Annotated in this window: 12 protein-coding genes; 7 read left to right on the top strand and 5 right to left on the bottom strand. The window is 60.2% G+C overall.

Annotation, left to right across the window (positions count from 1 at the left end; genetic code table 11):
* Positions 1 to 58: 58 nt before the first annotated feature.
* Positions 59 to 952 carry a DMT family transporter gene (locus tag PSH64_RS07460; RefSeq protein WP_305480372.1) on the top strand — a complete coding sequence of 298 codons (894 nt, stop codon included), beginning with the start codon at positions 59 to 61 and terminating at the stop codon, positions 950 to 952.
* Here the strand turns inward: PSH64_RS07460 and PSH64_RS07455 are convergent.
* From PSH64_RS07455 to recQ, 4 genes are all read right to left on the bottom strand, one after another.
* Positions 946 to 1,233, bottom strand: coding sequence for a SelT/SelW/SelH family protein (locus PSH64_RS07455; protein ID WP_201119029.1), 288 nt, complete (start codon positions 1,231 to 1,233; stop codon positions 946 to 948). The genes PSH64_RS07460 and PSH64_RS07455 overlap by 7 nt on opposite strands.
* A gap of 67 nt (positions 1,234 to 1,300) precedes the next feature.
* A complete protein-coding gene (locus PSH64_RS07450; RefSeq protein ID WP_305480371.1) occupies positions 1,301 to 3,112 on the bottom strand; it encodes a FimV/HubP family polar landmark protein in 1,812 nt (603 codons plus the stop codon).
* A gap of 128 nt (positions 3,113 to 3,240) precedes the next feature.
* Positions 3,241 to 3,675, bottom strand: a complete 435-nt coding sequence (locus PSH64_RS07445; protein WP_007895007.1) for a MarR family transcriptional regulator — start codon at positions 3,673 to 3,675, stop codon at positions 3,241 to 3,243.
* A 118-nt stretch (positions 3,676 to 3,793) separates the two neighbouring features.
* Entirely contained in the window at positions 3,794 to 5,920 is a 2,127-nt protein-coding gene (gene recQ / locus PSH64_RS07440; protein ID WP_105339903.1) for a DNA helicase RecQ, read from the bottom strand.
* A gap of 422 nt (positions 5,921 to 6,342) precedes the next feature.
* On the opposite strand from recQ, the gene PSH64_RS07435 reads away from it, so the two are divergent.
* The 6 genes from PSH64_RS07435 (at position 6,343) to PSH64_RS07410 (ending at position 13,868) form a co-directional block, all read left to right on the top strand.
* Complete coding sequence (locus PSH64_RS07435; protein ID WP_007938492.1) at positions 6,343 to 6,930, top strand: YecA family protein; 588 nt, start codon at positions 6,343 to 6,345, stop codon at positions 6,928 to 6,930.
* A gap of 10 nt (positions 6,931 to 6,940) precedes the next feature.
* Entirely contained in the window at positions 6,941 to 7,336 is a 396-nt protein-coding gene (locus tag PSH64_RS07430; RefSeq protein WP_105339904.1) for a YbaN family protein, read from the top strand.
* Between the two features lie 242 nt (positions 7,337 to 7,578).
* Positions 7,579 to 8,286 (top strand): cysteine protease LapG, encoded by a 708-nt coding sequence (lapG, locus tag PSH64_RS07425; RefSeq protein ID WP_305480370.1) that lies wholly within the window; start codon positions 7,579 to 7,581, stop codon positions 8,284 to 8,286.
* 22 nt (positions 8,287 to 8,308) lie between these two features.
* The gene (lapD, locus tag PSH64_RS07420; RefSeq protein ID WP_305480369.1) at positions 8,309 to 10,249 is read left to right on the top strand and encodes a cyclic di-GMP receptor LapD; all 1,941 of its coding nucleotides are present in this window, start codon (positions 8,309 to 8,311) and stop codon (positions 10,247 to 10,249) included.
* A gap of 139 nt (positions 10,250 to 10,388) precedes the next feature.
* A complete protein-coding gene (locus PSH64_RS07415; protein WP_305480368.1) occupies positions 10,389 to 13,058 on the top strand; it encodes a hypothetical protein in 2,670 nt (889 codons plus the stop codon).
* Positions 13,059 to 13,499: 441 nt separating this feature from the next.
* Complete coding sequence (locus PSH64_RS07410) at positions 13,500 to 13,868, top strand: DUF6124 family protein (protein WP_105339907.1); 369 nt, start codon at positions 13,500 to 13,502, stop codon at positions 13,866 to 13,868.
* 242 nt (positions 13,869 to 14,110) lie between these two features.
* Here PSH64_RS07410 and PSH64_RS07405 read toward each other — a convergent pair whose 3' ends face one another.
* Positions 14,111 to 21,250: a retention module-containing protein gene (locus tag PSH64_RS07405; protein ID WP_305480367.1), complete on the bottom strand. Its 7,140-nt coding sequence runs from the start codon at positions 21,248 to 21,250 to the stop codon at positions 14,111 to 14,113.
* Positions 21,251 to 21,804 lie beyond the last annotated feature (554 nt).

Genomic DNA, 21,804 nt, shown 5'->3' with positions numbered 1-21,804 from the left:
TGTAGGCGCTGTCGAAGGCTGCTCCCACATATTTGTTCGATTGTCGTTAAGGATCGCAATGACTCCCCGTACCGCCCTTGGCGCTCTGCATATCGGTGCACTGATGTTTGGCCTGACCGGCGTGTTCGGCAAACTCGCCGCCGCCTCGCCGGCGATCATCGTGTTCGGTCGTGCCGCGTTCGCCGTGCTCGCCCTGGCGTTTTTCGCCCGGTTCGCCAGCCATGCCCGCTGGCAGACACTGGACGCCGTGGACTGGCATCGCCTGTTGCTCAGCGGCTTGCTGCTGACCGGGCACTGGGTGAGTTTTTTCATCGCGGTGAAGGTGGCCGGGGTGGCGATCGCGACCTTGGGCTTCGCCAGTTTCCCGGCGTTTACCGTGATCCTTGAAGGGCTGATCTTCCGCGAGCGCATCCGCGCCAATGAAATTCTGCTGGTGGTGCTGGTCAGCATCGGATTGGTACTGGTCACGCCGGATTTCGATCTGGCCAGCGGCGCCACCACCGGCCTGCTGTGGGCGGTGGCCTCAGGCTTGCTGTTCGCCCTGTTGTCCCTGACCAACCGCGCCAGTTCCGGGCGAATCCCGCCGGTGCAGGCAGCGCTGTGTCAGAACGTGGTGGTTGCGATCTGCCTGCTGCCGGTGGCGGCGCCGCAGTTGAGCGAAGTGCGCGCCCTCGACTGGCTGTGGATCGGCCTGCTCGGGGTGTTCTGCACCGGCGTCGCCCACAGCCTGTTCGTCGCCAGCCTGGCGGTGATCAAGGCCCGGACCGCGTCAGTGGTGTTCGCAATGGAGCCGGTTTACGGGATCACCGCGGCCTGGCTGCTGTTCGATGAAAACCCGACCCTGCGCATGCTGATCGGCGGCGGGCTGATCATCGTCGCCATCGTGGTCTCCAGCAGGCTGTCTGGCAGTTCAAGCAAAAAGACCGTTGCCGCACAAGCCCCGTCTCACTGAGTGCGATCGTTGTGTCCCAGGTCGCGGTCCGGATCGATCTGATCACGGACCCGCTGCTTGAGCACCTTGGCCTCGGGGAAACCACCGTCGGCCTTGCGCTCCCAGATCTGCACATCGTCGCAGAAAATGTGAAACACCCCACCGGTGCCGGGCACCAGGGACACTTTGCCCAGGTCATCGCCAAAGGTGCTGAGCAGCTCCTGGGCCAGCCAGGCGGCACGCAACAGCCACTGGCATTGCGTGCAGTAGGTGATGACAATTTCCGGTTTGCGTGCGGTCATGATTGGCAAAACTCTTGAGTCTGGGGGCGTCGCCATAATAGCCGCAAAAGCTGCGACTCTTTGATCTTCAGCGAATACCCGCCAACAGCGTCCGGGCTGTTTCCTTCAGCGGTTCGTCGCCTTCCTTGAGCAACTCGTTAAGCAGCTCGATGGCACTGTCCAGGTCGCCGTCGTCGATGCAGGTCTGGGCCTGTTCGAGTTTATCCGCGCTGCTCGGCCCGGCCGGTTCAAGATCCATCAACTCAGCATCCAGCGGTTCAAGCTCCAGCGGCTGGCCGGGATCGCTGAATTCGTTGAGAAAGCTGTCGTCCAGCGATTGCGAGTCAGGTTCGGCGACCCATTCAAGCTCGGGCTCGTCCAGCGTCGGCTCGTCGGGTATTTCGAAGACATCGGGCAACACATGCAGGTTCGAGGTGAATCCGGGGTCGTCCGACGGCAATGGCTGATTCGACGGTTTGGCGCTGGGCGGTGAGTTTTCGAAGGGGCTGATCAGGTCCCAATTCGCATCCATCGACAGGTCATCCAGGTTCAACTGGAACTCATCGCTCGACGTAGCTTCAGGTGCTGCAACCGTGGGTGGAGTCGCCGCCATGGTGGCGACCACCGGTGCGGCGTCGACCAGTTTCGGATGGCGGGCGCGGATGTCCTGGAGTTGCTGTGCGTCAAACCCGGCGTCACGCAGGCTGCTTTCCTGCGCGTCATACGCTTGCACATCACCCTGTTTGCCAAGAACCTCCAGCAGCTGTACGGACAGATCGGTGCGCTGGGGTTCCTTGAGCAATGCATCTCGCAACAGACCGGCCGCTTCGGACAAACGGCCATACGCCAGGTAGATACCAACCCCTTCCAGCACGTCATCTGCGGGAGGCTCCGGGGCCAATCCGGTTACCGATTGCACCTGGGGTGTCGGCCTGACCGGTTCCGGCGTGCGGTTGAGCACCGTCTCGTCGCGCGACGGCAGGACGGGTAACGGCTCGGGCAAGGTCTGAACCTGCTGGCGTTGACGGCGAATGAACACTGCGAGCACCAACAAGGCCACCAGCGCCAGCAACCCGGCGATCAGCGGCCAATGGATTGTTTCGGGCGCCTCGGCAACCACCGGGACCGGCGCCGTCACCTGAGGTGCGACCGGCATCGCTGATGCCGACGCCTGTTTGAGTTCCGATAGTTGAGTTTGCAGCGCCGTCACCTGTTTTTTCTGACCGGCGATCTGCTCGTCCTGCGCCTGCAGCTTCGCATTGAGTTCATCGATGGTCTTTTGCAGCTGCTGGTTTTGCAGCACGCTGGTGGCCAATTGTTCGGCAACAGGATCACTCGCCGGCGCGGCGGCTGGTTTATCGACATCAGGCTTGGGTGCCGAACTCTTCACCGCAGATGGCGGTGCAACAGCCGGTTCGACGGACGGGAACGCAGATGCCAGAGGCTCAGGTGCGGGGGCGTCACTGGCGGGAACAATCCCCGGAGAACCCGGCGGATCAATCAGCACGGTGTACTCGCGCAGCAAACGCCCATTGGGCTGATTGAGCTGCACCAGAAAATTCAGGAAGGGTTCCTTGACCGGTTTACTGGAAGTCACCCGGATCAAGCTGCGGTTGCCCCGCAGGATCGGTGTGAACTTCAGGTTATTGAGGAAGAACACCCGCTCGACACCGGCGCGGCTGAACTCCTCCGCCGTCGCCAGGCTGACCGACAGTTCGCCCTCCCCCAGACCACCGACATCCAGCAGGGCGATATCGGCGCTGAATGGCTGATTCAACGCCGAATGCTGGGTGATCTCACCCAAGCCTAGCGCAGGGGCCAATGCCGAGTAAGTGACGGCACCACCGACCAGCAGCAGCCGGGTGCAACACCGCAATACAACGTGCCAACTCTCGAGCATGAGCATCCCTTAGATAACCAGAACCAACCTGTATGCATTCGCACATCCGGTACGAACACGATATTGCCTAGTAGTTCTTTATAGTCCGCCCAACGGGGTATCTCAAAAGTCCGGCGCGTGGTTGTGCCTCAAGATTTTTCCAGGTTGGCCAGGATGTGCCCGTGGACACGCATGCAGACCTTCAAATCCGCCTCATCGACGCCTTCGAACAATTCGTGGCGCAGTTGCGTGGCAATGGTTTCAATCTGTTCGATCAGGGGCCGGGCGGGGGCGCAAAGGACGATTTTTTTCGCCCGACGGTCTTCCAGCACCGATTGGCGTTGCACCAGGCCCTGACTCTCCAGGCTGTCGAGCAACCGAGCCAGGGTAGGCCCTTCGACGCCGACGCTTTGCGCCAGTTCACGCTGGGTGGGAGCATCATCGAAACGCGCCAGGTGCAGCAGCACCAGCCAGCGCGCCTGGGACAGCCCCAGGCCAGCCAGTCGGCGGTCCAGTTCGGCACGCCAACCCCGAGACATCTGGGCCAGTTGCATGCCAAAGCGGTGTTGATCGGTTAACGGCATAAAACACTCATGGTTAGACTGAAATAGAGAAAAACTAATTATTAGTCAGCTAAGCATGACCTTTGGCTATAGGCAAGGTTTGCTCTGTACTGAATCGTTACATCTGCGCGCAGGTTATTCAGATTTCGAATTCCGACTGCAACGCGGCACGAACGCAATACAAAACGCCTTCCGGCACCCGACCTGCGAACAATGCGGCAATCTCCGCCACCGGCGGCAGTTCGCCTTCGCCGTCGAGGAAGGCGTCCTGGACTTCGCCCATCAACTCTTCGGGCAGGTCCAGCGCCTGTTCCAGCGACAACTGCTGCTTGCCGATGGCCTCGGCAAGCATCGTGTAGACGTTCTTTTCCGAGCATTGCAGCTGACCGGCGATCTGCAACGGTGTCATGCCGGCCCGGGCCAGCGTGATCAGCTCGTGGCGCACATCGGCCACCACTTTCGGCGCCTCGACCTGGCCGCCGAGCACTTCGAGGAAGGCCTCGCCGTAACGTTCCAGTTTGCGGGCGCCGACACCGCTGACCGTGGCCATTTCCGCCAGCGAGGTCGGCTGGCTGCGGAGCATTTCCAGCAGCGTCGAGTCGGGGAAGATGACGTACGGCGGCACACCATGTTCTTCGGCCAGTTTGCGGCGCAAGGCACGCAAGGCCTCCCACTGTTCGCGCTCCTCGAAGCGGACCAGTTGGCTCGCCTGGCTCTTGCTGCTTTTGGCGGCGGTTTGCGGCTTGAGGTCGCGGCGCAGTTCCAGGGTCACTTCGCCCTTGAGCAGCGGCCGGCAGGTATCGCTCAGGCGCAGCCCGCCGTAGCCTTCGAGGTCGATGTCCGCCAGACCGCGGGCCACCAGTTGTCGGAACAGGGAGCGCCATTCACTTTCGCCCAGCGCTTTGCCCACGCCGTATACCGACAGATGCTGATGGCCGAAGCTGCGGATCTTTTCGTTGTCCTTGCCCAGCAACACGTCCACCAGATGGCCGACGCCGTATCGCTGACCGGTGCGATAGATCGCCGACAGTGCCTGGCGGGCCGGCTCGGTGGCGTCCCAGGTCTGCACGCCATCGACGCAGTTGTCACAGTGGCCGCAAGGCTCGGGCATGTCTTCGTCGAAGTACGCCAGCAGGGTCTGGCGGCGGCAGCGGGTTTCTTCGCAGAGCGAGAGCATGGCGTCGAGCTTGTGCTGCTCCAGACGCTTGTGGCGCTCGTCGCCTTCGGAGTTTTGCAACATCTGCTTGAGCATCACCACGTCTTGCAGGCCGTACGCCATCCAGGCGTCCGCCGGCAGACCGTCACGACCACCGCGACCGGTTTCCTGATAGTAGGCCTCGAGGGATTTGGGCAAATCGAGGTGAGCCACAAAACGCACGTTGGGCTTGTCGATGCCCATGCCGAACGCCACGGTGGCGACCATGATCAGGCCTTCCTCATTGAGGAAGCGCTTCTGGTGATGCGCCCGGGTTTCGTTGGCCAGACCGGCGTGGTACGGCAGCGCCGGGAAGCCTTGCTCACTGAGGAACACCGCCACTTCGTCGACCTTTTTGCGCGACAGGCAGTAGACGATGCCGGCATCGCTGCGCCGTTCGGCGAGGAACGCCAGCAACTGCTTGCGCGGCTGTTCCTTGGGCACGATGCGATAAAAAATGTTGGGACGGTCGAAACTCGACAGGAAACGCTCGGCATCCTGCAAATGCAGGCGATCGACGATTTCTTCCCGGGTACGCTTGTCAGCGGTGGCGGTCAGGGCAATGCGCGGGACGTTGGGGAACAATTCCGCCAACTGGCCCAGTTGCAGGTATTCGCGACGGAAGTCGTGGCCCCATTGGGACACGCAGTGCGCTTCGTCAATGGCGAACAGAGCGATTTCGAGGCTTTGCAGGAAGGCCAGCATGCGCGGCTGAACCAGGCGTTCAGGCGCGAGATAGAGCATTTTCACCTCGCCGCGCTTGATCCGTGCAGCAAGATCACGCTGCTGCTCGGCGCTGAGAGTGGAGTTCAACGATGCCGCGGCGACCCCCAGTTCTTCTAGGGTGGCGACCTGATCGTCCATCAACGCGATCAACGGTGACACCACCACCGCCAGGCCCTCGCGCAGCAGCGCCGGTACCTGGAAGCACAGCGACTTGCCGCCCCCGGTAGGCATCAGCACCAGGGCATCGCCGCCACTGGCCACGCGCTCAATGATTGCACCCTGACGGCCACGGAAACTGTCGTAGCCGAAGATGTCCTTGAGGACGCGTTGAGCCTGTTCGAGCATAAAAACTCCAAAAATCACCGAAACATCCCTGCAAGGCTGGTTCAGAACCACGAAAGCTGCACAGACAAATCGTAAGTGCGCATTGCATGACGCTGCATATTTCAGCCGTGACGCCAGCAGGGCATCACAAAACGCGCGAGTATACCCGAGCCCTCCCCTGCAAAGGGCGCCACTGAGAAGACATACGAAAGCCAATACACAGCGGCCCCCTGTGGGAGCGGGCTTGCCCGCGAAAGCGGTGTGTCAGTCGACATTAATGCTGCCTGGCACACCGCTTTCGCGAGCAAGCCCGCTCCCACAGGGTTTTCTATTGCCCCAGCCACAGATTCCATCACAACAGGGCAAATATGCCGCGCGGCTGGCCTGTGCGCTCAAGAAGGCCTAGAATTCCCGCATCGTATATTCCCCAAGGTAGCCCTTTAATGTCCTTCGCTGAGCAACTAACCCGCCTGCAAGTCTTCCTCGACGCCGACGAGCTGCATGACGAGGCGCTGGACTATGTGGCCGCCCACGGCTACCTCACCGCGCTGTCGATCTGTTCCGAAAGCGTTCCCGACCGCGAATGGATCGACGCGCTCTTCGCCGAAGAGCCGCATTACGCCGACGACACCGAGCGTGAAGCGATCGAATCCACCCTGGTGCTGCTCAAGGCTCACATCGCCCGCCAACTGGCGTCCGACGAAGAGTTCGAGCTGCCATGCGACCTCGACCTGGGCGATGACCCGGACGATTCCGACCTGCGCGGCTGGTGCATCGGTTTCATGGAAGGCGTGTTCCTGCGCGAAGCGGCCTGGTTCGAAACCGCCGAAGACGAAGTCAGCGAAATGCTGCTGCCGATCATGGTCGGTTCGGGTCTGTTCGACGAACAGCCTGAGTTCTCCGACATCGCGGCCGACGCCAACCTGATGGACGACATGATCGTGCAGATCCCGGAAGCCCTGACCGCGCTGTACTTGCTGTGCAACGCGCCAGACGAAAAACCGGCGATCCTCAAGCCACGTCACCACTAAGGCTTTGCCTATGGACAACCCCATAGGCCACCGCCCCCTGATGTTGCGCTACGTGCTGCTGGCCATCGGCTGGCTGAGCGTAGTGCTGGGGGTGATCGGGATTTTCCTGCCGGTGCTGCCCACTACACCGTTCCTGCTGTTGGCGGCAGCCTGCTTTGCCCGCAGCTCGCCGCGTTTCTATCACTGGCTGGTTGAACATCCACGGCTTGGCCCGTGGATTCGCGACTATCTGGACGGCAACGGTATTCCGCTCAAGGGCAAGGTCTACACCATCGGGTTGATGTGGACGAGCATTCTCCTCTCCTGCTACCTGGTGCCCCTGCCGTGGGCGCGCGGGTTCATGCTGACCAGCGCGGTGCTGGTGACGATCTACATCCTCAAACAGAAAACCCTGCATAAACCCTGATCCCCGTAGCAGCTGTCGAGCCCCGGCGAGGCTGCGTTCGGCTGCGAAGCAGTCGCCAATCCGATCAATGCGGTGTGTCAGGAGAAGGTGGGTTGCAGGTTTTGGGGCTGCTTCGCAACCCAACGGGGGCAAGCCCCCTCGCCACAGGAAACAACCCGCCGACATCCTTTCGTCCGACGACCTGCCCTCCCTCGCCGTAAACACCACCTAGACTTCAGGCATCTGCACCCGAGCAGCCAGACATGCCCCGCAGTCCGCGTAGTCCAGGATGGTCAACGCTCCGACTTCGGTTCGGCGGATGGCTGCTGCTGGCGAGTTTTCTGCTGGCCGGGTTGGGCAGTGTCTGGGCCGACTGGGATTTTGCGCAGATTCTGCAAACGGCCGAAAAACGCTACGGTCCCCTTGGTCCGGCCCGGGGGCGGATCGAGGCCTGGAGCCAAATGCTGCAAAGCGAACGCAACCAGCCTGAGCGCGAACAGCTGAACGCGGTCAATCACTTCTTCAATCAGCAACTGAGTTTTCAGGATGACACGCGCATCTGGCATCAGACCGATTACTGGGCCACGCCCGTGGAATCCTTGATCAAAGCCGCGGGCGACTGCGAAGACTACGCCCTGGCGAAATATTTCAGCCTGCGTCACCTCGGGATTCCCAGCGAGAAACTGCGTATCACCTACGTCAAGGCCCTGGCCCGGAATCAGGCACACATGGTGTTGACCTTCTACAGCAGCCCCACGGCCGATCCGCTGGTGCTGGACAACCTGATCGACGAGATCCGCCCCGCCTCCCAACGCAAAGACTTGCTGCCGGTGTACGCCTTCAACGCCGAAGGCCTGTACCTGCCGGGGGCCAATGGCGGTAAACGCAGCAGCGACTCGAAAAAACTGTCGCGCTGGCAAGACGTATTGAAAAAGATGCAAATCGAAGGGTTCGCCGTGGGCGAAGGCTAGCCGCCACAGCAAGGAGCGTTTTATGTCACTGCGCAAACAGTTGTTTCTGGCCATTTGCCTGTTCTTGCTGGTGGCCTTCAGCGGCAGTTTTTTTGTCAGCCTGGAAAGCTCTCGGGAACAGATGCTCAGCCAGTTGCGCTCCCACGCCCAGGATGCCGCCACGGCGCTGGGCCTGTCGTTGACCGCACAGATCGACGACCCGGCAATGATCGAATTGATGGTCAGTTCTATTTTCGACAGCGGCTATTTCAGCAGCATCCGGGTCATCAACATCGAGACCGAACAAGTGCTGGTGGAGCGCAGCGTACCAGCGCAAATCGAGGGTGTTCCCGGCTGGTTCGTCAGCCTGGTGAACCTGCGCCCACAAGGCGGCGATGCGCTGGTCACCCGTGGCTGGGACCAGACGGCACGGGTCGAAGTGCTGAGCAACCCGCAGTTCGCCCTGGCCAAACTCTGGGACAGCTCCCTCGGCAGCCTGATCTGGCTGCTGATTTGCGGATTGCTCAGCGCCGTGTTCGGTGGCTGGCTGTTGCGCCGGCAGCTGCGGCCGCTCGACAACATGGTCAAACAGGCGGAAGCCATCAGCAAACGCGAGTTCCGCAGTTTACCGAAACTGCCGCGCACGCCGGAGCTCAAACGCGTGGTGCTGGCCATGAACCAGATGGTCGAAAAACTCAAAGCGCTGTTCGCCGAAGAGGCCGCGCGCAGCGAAAAACTGCGCTCCGAATCCTATCAGGACACCCTCACGGGCCTGGCCAACCGGCGCTTGCTGGATGAACAACTGGCCGACCAATTACTGGATTCCGAGCAAAGCCGCGACGGTCATTTGCTGATGCTGCGGATCAACGACCTGATCGGTCTCAATCAACGCCTGGGTGGCCAGCGCACCGATGCCCTGATCAGCGCCGTCGGCGAGTTGCTCAAGCGCCTGACGCAACTGCCGGAGCGGCGTACCTGGCTGGCGGCACGCAATCGTGGCGGCGAATTCAGCCTGCTGACACCGGGCCTGGACAGTACCGGCGCGGCCCGCCTCGCCTCGGAAATCAGCGCCACCCTGGAAAACCTGCGCCTGACCGGCGCCAGCGACTGCATGCCCGTGGCGCATCTGGGCGTGGTCGCCTATCACCCGGGCGAACCGGCCAGCGAAGTCCTGCTGCGCCTCGATCAAGCGCTGGCCCAGGCGCAGCAACACCCCGAGCGGCCGTGGACATATCTGGCCCACACCGATACTGCGCCGAACCACTCCCAACATGACTGGCGCAACTGGATCGACAACGCGCTGAGCGAAGGCAAGATGCAGTTGTATTTCCAACCGGTGGTGCAATGCGCCGACACCAGCCAGGTGCTGCACCACAAAGTCCTCGCGCGCCTGCTCGATCCGCAAGGCGAGGCCATTGCCGCCGGGCATTTCCTGCCGTGGATCGAACGCCTCGGCTGGTCGGCGCGGTTCGATCTGGCGATGCTCGAAGCCTCCCTCGAATACCTCGCCGCCAACCGCTGGCCGCTCGCGCTGAGCCTGTCCGGCAGCACCCTGCGCGATCAGACCCAGCTGAAACTGATCTGCGACATACTCGAATCACTGCCGGAACTGGCGCCGCTGCTGACCCTGGAAATCGACGAACGCCAACTGCCGCCCCCCGAAGAACTGCAACGCCTGAGCCATAGCCTGCTCAACACCGGTTACCGCATCGGTTTACAGCATTTCGGCGGCAGCTTCAGCCAGATCGGCAACCTGACGCAGCTGGGGTTGGCGTACTTGAAAATCGATGGGGCGTACATTCGGGGTATCGATGAGCAGAGTGACAAGCGGTTGTTTATCGATGCGATATACCGGGCGACCAACAGCATTGATCTGCCGTTGATTGCGGAAATGGTCGAGACCAAAGGGGAACTGGAGGTGATTCGGGAGTTGGGGTTGTTTGGGGTGATGGGGCGGTTGATCGGGCCGCCGGAGCCTATGTGAGGGGTATGACCACTCGTCTAAAATCCGTGTACACCTGTCAGATCTGACAGTAGGCAAACACTCACGCCGATTATCTAATCCTTCCGTATCGGTGCCGCCCAATCGGGAAGCCGGGCGCCTCTAAGGAAGGTACGTATTCATGAACAGCCCCCTGACAAACGCTGACCTCGCCTCCAATGGACAAGTCGTTGTATTCCCGCCCGATCGCGGCATCGGCTTGCTGGCCGTAGAGCCGCCCTTCCCGCCAGGCTACAAGCCACAGAAAGACGGTGCCCTGGGGATCAACATCAACATGGTGCACGGCGACCGAGACGGTTTGCTGGTTTACATCCTGGCCTATCTGAACATGGCCATCGGCGACTACATCACGGTTTACATCGAAACAAAAAACGCTCCCGTCGCTGAATTTTCCGTCACCGAAGCCCACTTCGATGCCGAAGGCAACGCGAAAAACATTCCTTTCTATATTTCCGCCAAAGACATGGAAGCCAGGTTTGCGCCGCTGCTATCGGAGAACAAGCAATTCTGGTTCGACGTTAAGCGCGTGAGTGGAAACGGCACCGAACAATCGACACCTGTGCCGCTGTTTTATAAACACCCGGCACCGGGTGAACCGGACACAGACGGCGGTAAACCCTTCAACCAGGGCCTCAAGCTGCCCGTTGCTTCGGAATCCGTCATTGATAAAACCGTGGTCGATGAAGGCATGTTCGTGACCGTGCTGGCGTATTACAACCAGAGAATCGGTGATGTGGTCGTACTTGCCTTTGGATCGCTGCTCCTTGAGTCCACCGTCACTGCGTTGGGTGACGTGATCTTTGAATTGACACCTGAAATGCTCGCCAAGCTGCCGCTCACCTCTACGGTGATCGTACGCTGGGAGGTGTTCGATGTCGTGGAGAATTCGAGCGGCTGGTCGGATTCGCTGATCCTGGTTTTCAAGCCCGGGATAGTGCTGCTGACCGCACCGATTTTCGAACAGGCCGATCCCGACAATGTGGTAGATCACGATCTGCTCATGGGCGATCCCATGGTGATACTGGTCACCGGTGTATTTGCACAAGATGATGAGATCGCACTGACCCTGGAAGCGCTCACCAGTGGTGGCGATCCCGCCAGCCACACGTTCCGTGTGACGCTGACTGCCGCGACCAGATCTGTGAAAATCCCTGTTCTAAACGAGTGGGTACGTAATCTCATCAGGGGATCGGCACGGGCGTCCTACACATTGACCAAAGGGGGCAACACCCAGCTTTCGAAACCCGCCGACGCCACTTTCAGGGGCAAGTCCTTGCCTCTGGGTCTGGCTATAGTTGAGCCGCTGGTAGACGACAAACTACCGGTCGACACTGGCAGGGCCAGGGTAAAAGTTGCTGACTATTGGCCGTTGAAAAAGGGCGCCAACGTTACCCTTCACTGGCAAACTACCGATAAAGACGGGATCAAGGCCCTGTTCATTTTCAAACTCATTATCGAGGATCCGACACAGCCAATCATATTTGAGGTGTCAGACAAGTACATCGCCCCTTATGCCGATACGCCTTTGACGGTGCAATGCACAATAAAAAATCCGGGGGAGATGGAGGTCTTTTCGGAACTACTTCAGTTAATGTTTGGAGAGGAAGCGATTGAAGAATTGCGGCCGCCATTCCCCGTACCGCCGGCTACCATGGTCATCGATTTACTGGAAGTACCGAACGGAATTACCGTTCGAATCGAATATCCGACTGCCAAGACAAATGATAAAGCGCAATTTATAGACGCGAGTCCCCTGCCGGGTGACGAACCCTTTTCTGAGCAGCGAATCAATGACAACAAACGGGCCAATTTAAAACTCAGCTCCGAATTTCTTTTGGCCCGCATGAATAGCGAAATAAAATTGTATTGGACGTTGATTCGCGACGGAAAATCAGTTGGGGAATCGTTACCCCTGGCGCTGAAAATTAAGCCGATTGTCGACGGTGATGTTCGATTGGGAGCTCCCATCATCGATCAGGCTGATAGTGCGCGGACCTTGGATATCAATGAATTCGACGGTGATACCACCATCACTAAAACTTCATGGCCGCTTCGGGGTGGAAATTATCTTATCGACATAAAGGTCATAGGAACCGGAAACAATGGAAGCCCCCTTGTTATTCCCGTAGTGACAGAAGGTTCCTTGACACTTGAGGAAGAGATAAATGGATTCACCAGAACACTGTCACGTGCGCAACTGTTACTGCTGCAGGATGGTTCAACCCTCCATGTAGAAGTCAAAGCCAACGTCAAGGGGCAAAAGCCCATAACGATCACATTCCCAACGTCCATAAAATATGTCATCAGGAATAAACAGCCGATATTGTCGGAAAACTTCGATCACCGCCCTACACAAGTCATAGCACCCGGCGGAAGTATCTCACTAGACAGCATGACCATTACTTTTCCGGCGGGGAACGGGTATTTGGGAATAACACCGTTAGCAAATGTCGTGACTGGCCCTTACCCTCAATTGCCGGGTCAATGTTATGGGCAGATTCTGGAGATGCATTGGCAGGCTAGCGGCACGGCGCAACATATGCGTATCAGATTCAACTGGGGCTATTCCTATGTCAGTTTCTGGTGCCGATTCGCCCAACACAACAACATCTCGGTTTACTTCCTAGATAAAGCAGGCAACACGCTCAATCACATGTATCTTTCCAACAACTTCAACGCGCAGTTCGTTACATACTCCACCCCCTACAACAATTACATCTGGGGCATAGAAATCACGACACCCATAATGGATTTAATAGCTTTCGATTACTTCAACATGCGTCGTAAATAAATTTTAACTGGCGGTGAATCTTGCGCTAAGAAGCAAGGGGTTCCCGCCCCCCGCCTTTCCAAACCTGAGTGAGAAATAAACAGTGATGTTTAAAAGACATCTCCAGACACTCACTCAGGCTACACATCCTTGCGCCGTTGCCTACGACTGCGCCAGAATCCGCCGGCTTGTGTGCTTTTGGGGGCGGGCTCTATTGTTTCCGGGTCGCTGACGAATCAGCGATCGGGTTTCGCAGCCCGGGTCAATCAAGGCGCATTGCGCCACCGTTCCCTTTCAGTTGGCGCTTTTTTCGTCTACTGGATGGCGTTATGGCGGCTGTGCGCGGGAGATCTTAGGGTCTGCCGGGTTCCTTGATTCCCGGTCTGCGAACCTGCGTACAGCTGCCACCTCCCTTCGTTTCGCAGCGAACCGTGGCGGCTCCACTAATCAAGGAGCATCACAATGTTCAAAGCCACACCCAATCCCCCTGAAACCGACGACGTTTCCCCCTACGAAACCCCGGACTCCAAAAAACTCAACGAAGCCGCCGAGCGCGCCCTCGATTACTACCTCAAACCGTCCGACCCCAAGCCCCCGCGCAAACCGAGCACGATTTACACCGTCGCCCCGGACATCAACATCGAAGAACTGCTGGCCAACGCCTGCGAATCCTTTGCCTCGGCCAAGGTGATCGCCAGTGACTGCGCCGGGTTTCTGGAGGGGCCGCAGCGCAATACGATACTGGGCGTCGCGCAGCTCATCATGTTCGGGGAGCTGGCGGTGAGTCGGGCGCTGGATAGCCTGGAGCTGAAGGCCGACCCGGCCCTATGACCTGATCCCCTGTGGCGAGGGGGCTTGCCCCCGTTCGGCTGCGCAGCAGTCGTAGAACCTGTGCATGCGGTTTGCCAGACAGACGGTGACTGCAGGTTTTGGGTCTGCTTCGCAGCCCAACAGGGGCAAGCCCCCTCGCCACATGAGGTGTATCCGGGCACAGGACCGGTAGATAAATCCTCAAACAACAAAAAAACCCGCCATCCCTTTTCACCGGGAATGGCGGGTTTTGTCGTTTCAGATCACACCGTATCCACCTTCAACGAATGGTCATTCAACATGCCATTGATGATGGTCGCAGTGTCCGCTCCGCCGGCAATCACCCCACCCGCCCCCGGCGTGACGCCGTAGTGACTGGCCAAATTCACCCCCGCCAGGTCGATGGTCTGGTTCGGCGTGGCGCCGGCCATGGCGCTGACGTCGATGCTGGTGACCAGGGTCGCGCCGCTGCCGGTGACTTTGAAGTGCAGGTAGTCATCCAGCGATGCCGCGGTGCCGTTCTCGCCTTGCAGCAGTTGCGACAGGTCGAGTTTGTCGGTGCCCGGGGTGAAGTCGGTGATGACGTCGTGGCCGCTGTTGCCTTTGAGCCACTGGAAGGTGTCGGCACCGCTGCCGCCAGTGAGGGTGTTGTCGCCCAGGCCGCCGATCAGGAAGTCGTCGCCGCCCCCGCCGTTGAGCACATCGTTACCCAGACCGCCGTTGATGATGTTGCCGTTGTTGTCGCCCGTGAGGCTGTCGTTGAAGTTCGAGCCCGTGAGGTTTTCGATGCCGGTCAGGGTGTCGGTGCCTGCGCCAACAGTGTTTTGCGCGGTGAGCAGGCTGAGGTCGACAGTGACGCCGGCGGTGGCATGGGCGTAGCTGGTGGTGTCGTTGCCGGTGCCGCCGTCGAGCCAATCGTTGCCCGGCCCGCTGAACAGCAGATCGTTGCCGGCGCCGCCATGCATCTCGTTATTGCCTGAGCCTGCGGTGAGCACGTCGTTGCCGTCGCCAGCGTTGATGACGTTGTTGCCGGTGCCTGCGATCAACACGTCATCGCCCGAGGTGCCGGTCAGGGTGTGGCCGTCCTGGTAGGTGATGTTGACTGCCGCGCTGTCGCTGCCGCCGTGGTTGTCGCTGGCGGTGTAGGTGCCGTGGAAGTCCGGCGTGGAGTCTTGGGCTCCGGCGTAGTTGACGGTCATGGTCAGTTGATAGTTTTCCGCCCCCTTCCCGCTGTTGCCAGGTCCCCCGTCGTCTATGTTGGTGATGTGGATCTGGTACGTGCCGTCCGCCGTGGCGGTGATGGTCTGGCCATCGGCGAGAGCCATGTAAGCGCCGCCATTGACCGAGTACTCCATGGTGATGTGGCCGGCCGCCAGGTTGTGGTCCAGGTTGAGGGTTTCGCCCTGTTTGAGGTTGACGGTGATGCGGTCCTCATCGTTGGTATTGTTGGTGCTGACCGACCCCAATGCCCCGCTGACCACCAGCATGGCGGTCATGGCGGCAGCGTTGGCGACGAATGCACTGCGGGCGATGGTCACGGCCTGGACGTTATTGCCGGTAAAACTGAAGCTCGTATTGGTGCCGGTAAAGTCCGCCCCCTTGGCCGTCCAACCCGTGTTGAAGGTAGTCGGCGATGCCGTGAGCGCATCACCGTTGGGATCGGTGTCGTTGGCCAATAGCAGCTCGCCCGGCACCACAATGCTGCCCGACAGCACGTTGGTGATGATGTGATCATCGACCGCCACCGGTGGCGAATTCGGAATCACGTTGACTGTCAGGGTCGAACTGGTGAGATCGCCGTCGTTGTCGCTGGCGGTGAAGCCGATGTTTTCGGTGATCTGCACGGCCGTGGTTTTCTGCGAGGTGTAGGTGTACTCGCCGGTGTCGAGGTTCACCAGCAGCGTGCCGCTGTTGTTGGTGGCGATGCTCAGGGTGTTGTCGACGGTGTTGAAGGTGCCGTGGTTGGCGCCACCGCTGAAGTTCAGCGAACCCTGATTGCTGTTGGCTTTCGGGTCGTAGGTATAGGTGGTGCCGTCGACCGTGAGGGTTTTGATGAACCCGCCATCAGCGCCGAACGTACCGCCCTCGCCCAGCAGCGAACCGGTGACCGGCGCACCTTGCACGGTGCCCGAAAGTACTGAGTTGAGTTGGTTGAGGTCGGTCACCACCACGGCGTTGGTGTCGGTGTGCGTGCTGCCGTCATAGGCCACCGGATCGAGGCTGGCGTTATTGACGCCGCTGCCCAGGCCGATGGCGTAGTTCTTGATGCCATTGGCGTCGAGGAAGGCTTTGAGCGCGATCTCGTCCGCGGTGCCGATGTCGCCTTCATTGGGTTTGCCATCGGAGAAGAAGTAGCCGACGTTCTGCGCCCCGGTGAGTTTGCCCGAGGTATCGAACGCGCTCTCCATGGTCGCCACGGCCGCGTCGTAGTTGGTGCCGCCACCTGCCGTCAGCGTAGCGATGATCGACTTGGCGGTCGCCACATCGACCCAGATCGACGTCTGGTCGGTGGCGCTGCTGCTGAAGGTGACGATCTGCACCTTCACATCACCCAGATTGTCGTACTTGTCGAGCAGCGCGCTGATCGCCTGCTTGGCCAGGTCCAGCCGCGACAGGCCCGATACGCCGGAGGGGTCGTCCATGCTGCCGGATACATCGATCACCAGCATCAGGTTGGAGTCGATCTGCACGGCCGGCACCGAACGGTCCGAGGCGACGGCGTGAGGCACGTCATCGACGATGCTGACCACAAGGGTGCCGGTGGTGCTGTTGCCCAGCGCATCGGTGGCTTTGTAGGTGAAGCTTTCATTCAAGGTGTTCGCGCCATCGTTGGCGTTCGGCGAAGTTTTCGGCGCCGAGGTCAGGGTGTACGTGTAGGAACCATCGGCATTGAGCAGGATCTGCCCGTAGGTGCCGGTGGCGCTGCCGACCAGGGTGTAGGTGATCGCGCCAGTGGCGCCAGTGACCGAGCCTGCCAACGTGCCGGAGCCGGTTTCACCGGTGTTGCCGGGCTCGCTGCCGGTGACGCTGCCCGCCGCCAGGTCCTGCCCATCCTGGGTCAGATCCAACGCCTTTTCATAGACGGTTACATCGGTATCGGTGGCCGCTACGAGGCAGTTGTTGGACACGTCAACGGTGATCGTGGTGGTGCTTTCATCGCCGTCGGCATCGCGCACGGTGTAGGTGAACACATCCGTGGCGCCCGCTTCGCCGACTGAATTCGGGTTGCTGTGGTACACGGCGTTGCCATTGGCATCCAGGGTCAGGTAGCCGTAGGTGCCATTGATTTGCGTATTCAAGCCACCGATGGCCGAGGTCGAGGTGTCGCTGCCAGCACGCACGCCGACCACTGCCCCACCCAAGGCAGGGCCGTCAGCGCCGAGCACATCGTTGTGCAGCACATTGCCGCTGACCGTGGCGCCCTCCACCACCGAAACCGAATCGCAATGGGCCGTCGGCACATCATCGACAATGTTGATCACGATGGTGCTGGTGACGCTGTTGCCCACAGAGTCGGTGGCCTGGTAGGTGAAACTCTCGCTCAGGGTGTTCGGTCCGTCGTTGGCGTGCGGCGTGGTGGTGGGTGCCGAGGTCAGGGTGTAGGTGTAGGAACCGTCCGGGTTGAGCAGGATTTGCCCGTAAGTGCCGGTGGCGCTGCCGACCAGAGCGTAAGTGATTGCACCGGTGGCGCCAGTGATTGAACCGACCAACGTGCCCGAGGCAGTTTCACCGGTGTTATCAGGCTCGCTGCCGATGACAGTCCCCGCCGCCAGGTCCTGTCCGTCCTTGGTCAGATCCAACGCTTTTTCGTAAACGGTCACGTCGTTATCGGGGGCCACCACGAGCGAACAGTTGGAGATGTCGATGGTGATGGTCGTGGTGCTTTCATCGCCGTCGCCATCGCGCACGGTGTAAGTGAACACATCCGTGGCCCCCGGTTCGCTGACCGAATTCGGGTTGCTGTGGTACAAGGCGTTGCCGTTGGCATCCAGGGTGAGATAGCCGTAAGCACCGTTGATTTGCGTGTTCAAGCCGCCAATGGCCGAAGTCGAGGTGTCGCTGCCGGCGCGCACGCCAACCACCGCGCCACCCAAGGCCGGGCCGTCAGCACCGAGCACATCATTGCCCAAGACATTCCCGCTGACCGTGCCGCCCTCCGCCACCGAGACGGCATCGGCGTGGGCGGTTGGCACGTCGTCGACGATGTTGATCACAATGGTGCTGGTGACGCTGTTGCCCAGGGAGTCGGTGGCCTGATAGGTGAAACTTTCGCTGAGGGTGTTCGCGCCATCGTTGGCGTGAGGTGTAGTCGTCGGAGGCGAGGTCAGGGTGTAGGTGTAGCTGCCGTCGGGGTTGAGCAGGATTTGCCCATAAGTCCCGGTGGCGCTGCCGACCAGGCTGTACGTGATGGTGTCGCTGGTACCGGTGACCGCCCCCACCAGCGTGCCGGAGGCGGTTTCACCGGTGTTGCCAGGCTCGCTGCCGATGACGGTACCTGCCGCCAGATCCTGCCCGTCCTTGGTCAGATCCAGCGCTTTTTCATTAACCGTCACATCCGTATCGATGGTCGCTACGAGGGTGCAGTTGGCTACGTCGATGGTAATGGTGGTGGTGCTTTCATCGCCGTCGGCATCACGCACGGTGTAGGTGAACACGTCGGTCGCGCCAGGGCCGTTCACGGCATTTGGATTGCTGTGATAGACCGCATCGCCGTTGGCATCCAGGGTCAGGTAGCCATAGGTGCCGTTGATTTGCGTGTTCAAGCCACCGATGGCCGAAGTCGAGGTGTCGCTGCCGGCGCGCACGCCGACCACCGCGCCGCCGAGGGCTGGTCCGTCGGCGCCGCCGATGTCGTTGCCCAGCACGTTGCCCGAGACCGTCGCGCCCTCGGCCACTGAGGCGTGGTCCGGGTTGGCGGTGGGCAAGTCATCGACGATGTTGACGTTGATCTGGCCCAACGCCGTGCTGCCGTCGACGTCAGTGGCGATGACGTTGAGGTTCTCAGTGATGCTGTTGGTGCCGTTGGCGTTCGGGTGGGTTTCGTTATCCACCAGGGTGTAGCTGTAGCTGACCACGCCGGTCGCGCTGTCGTAGCCGGTGATGGTCAGCGTACTGCCCAGCGGTGTGACGATCGATTGCGGGAAGCCTGCGGCCACGCCATCGGTGACCACCGCAATGCCACCCACGGTCAGGGTTTGCAAACCATCGAGCGCGGTGACGGTGAAGGTGCCGCTCTGGGTCAGGGCCGCGGTGTTGGGGCTGGTGCCGTCGCTGAGGTTTTTTTCATAAACGGTGAGTTCGCCGCCGTTGACGTTCAGGCCATCGAGGGTCACCGGGTCATCGTTGTTATGGATGTTCAGCACCAGCGTTGCGGTACTGGTATCGCCATCGGCATCGGTGAGGGTGTAGACGAAGTTCTCGGTGCCGTTGCCACCACCGTGCAAGGCGTTGAAATCGGCATCGCTGGTGTTCAGGGTGTAGGTGTAGGTGCCGTTGGCGTTCAACACCAAAGTGCCGTAAGTCCCGGTGAAAGTACCGCCGATGATCGGCCCGCTGTCGGGGCCGGTGGCAATGCGGTCGGCGCCCTGGATATCGTTAGGCAGCACGCTGCCGGTCAGGGTCAGCAAAGTTTCCGATGCGGTATGGGCGTTGCTGTCATCTACGGCCTGAGGCAAGTCATCGACGATGTTCACATCGAGGCTGCCATTGGCGGTGGTGCCGTTGTCGTCCACCACGGTGACCGCAAACTGTTCGGAGAGACTGTTGGCGCCGTTGGCATTCGGATGGGTTTCGTTATCCACCAGGGTGTAGCTGTAGCTGACCACGCCGGTCGTGCTGTCGTAGCCGGTAATGGTCAGCGTACTGCCCAGCGGCGTGACGATTGATTGCGGGAAACCCGCCGATACACCGCCAACCACCACATTGATTCCGCCGACGCTGAGGGTTTGCACGCCATCCAGCGCAGTAATGGTGAACGTGCCGCTTTGGGTCAGGGCCGATGCATCAGGGTTGCTGCCGTCGCTAAGGTTTTTCTCGTTGACGGTCAGCTCGCCGCCCTCGGTGTTCAGGCCATCGAGAGTCACCGTGTCGTCGTTGTTATGGATGTTCAGCACCAGCGTCGCGGTGCTGGTATCGCCATCGGCATCGGTGAGGGTGTAGACGAAATTTTCGGTGCCGTTGCCGCCACCGTGCAAGGCTTTGAAATCGGCGTCGCTGGTATTCAGGGTGTAGGTGTAGGTGCCGTTGGCGTTCAACACCAAGGTGCCGAACGTCCCGGTGAAGGTGCCGCCGATGATCGGCCCGCTGTCGGGGCCGGTGGCAATGCGGTCGGCGCCCTGGATGTCGTTGGGCAGCACGCTGCCGGTCAGGGTTGGCAGGGTTTCCGATGCGGTATGGGCGTTGCTGTCGTCGATGGCCCTGGGCACATCGTCGGTGATATTGACGTCCAGCGAACCGGTGGCGGTATCGCCGTTGCGGTCGCTTGCGACTACGGTGAACTGTTCGCTGAGGTTGTTGGTGCCGTCACCGGCGGAGTGGGTTTCATTGCCGACCAGGGTGTAGCTGTAACTGACCACGCCAGTGGCCGGGTTGTAGCCGGTGATCGTCAGGGTGTTGCCCAGTTGAGTGGTGATCGACTGCGGAAAACCGATGGGCACCCCGCCACTGATCACGCTGATCCCGCCGATGCTCAGGCTGGTCAACCCGTCGGGCGCAGACACTGTGAACGTGCTGTGCTGAGTCAGCGCCCCCGGGTTGCTGGCCGACCCGTCCGCCAGGTTGGCTTCATTGAGGGTCAGTTCACCTCCCGCCACCGACAGGCCGGTGAGGGTAACCGGGTTGTTCGGCACGTTCGCGGCAAACGGCGTAACGATGCCGTTATTGCCGTTGTCCGGCGCAGCATCCCGGCGCTCCAGGGGGAATTCGGGAATGCCGTTGAAGCCCGCGGTGGGGAAACCAATTGTGGGGTCGACCCGCCCGCCCACTTCCTCCAACAGCACAAAACTGTGGCCACCCCCCAAGGCGCCACCGGGCGCGCCCGTTGTGCCCGGCCCGGCGGCGGTGGCCTCAGCGGTCTGGGTCGGGTCGGCACCGGCGGCAATGGCTTTTTGCAGTTGTTCGACATCGGTCAGTTGCGCCTGACTCGGCGTCACCGCATCGGTGGTTTCCACATGCGGCACTTGATGCGCCAGTAATTGGGCGGTCATTTGCAGGCTGCTGTCACGCCCCAGGGTCAGCTCCTGACCGCTTTGCAAATGAACCGCCACCGCGCCTTCGGCCCCGGTAACCAGTTGCTCACCGGCAAACAGCCGATCGCCCTCGACCAGATTGCGGCGGGTGCCATCACCCGCCACTGCGTACACCTGACCGATGACCTTACTGACGATACCGATGAGCGTTGCCATGTGCATTCCTCCGCTGCCAACTGCTGTCGGCATCCTGTTTGCGCGAAGAATGTGCTCATGGTTCAGGCAGGTTGCCTGGCGGCCCGCCTGCCGGAAAGCGTTTACCTGAGGTAAACCGCTGCTTCCCGACACCCTTGCCAAGCGTGTCGTTTGCGAGGGGCTGTTCGGGGATCGGGATAAAACCCTCTGCAATCAATGGCATCGGGATCCACTTCCAAAACAGCCCGCCTGCAAACGATGCGTAACGGTTCTGAATCACTGGAGTGACAAAAAAATGTCGCCTCTAAACCGTCTCGCCTTCCTCCCCTCCAGCACTTCTTCGCCCTGTGTCGAAAAGTGAATGGAACTTTCCTAAACCCTGTTAATGCTTCCGAAAGCTCATAAAACAAAGGCTTTCGCATTGAACAATGTGCTGGATTTTGCAGGGCGCATAAGTTTTTTTTGGCATAACCCTTATGAAAAATTTTTCTTAGCTACGCTTCAGGATGTTCTTAGCTCTGTTGTTACAAGCATGAAACGGTTTTACCTAAAAATAACGTCAAATATTTGGCGAC

Origin of the sequence: Pseudomonas sp. FP1742 (assembly GCF_030687145.1) — a bacterium.
GTDB lineage: Bacteria > Pseudomonadota > Gammaproteobacteria > Pseudomonadales > Pseudomonadaceae > Aquipseudomonas > Aquipseudomonas frederiksbergensis_D.
The sequence above is the reverse complement of the archived record's forward strand: the minus strand, read 5'-3'. Positions and strand labels throughout refer to the sequence as shown.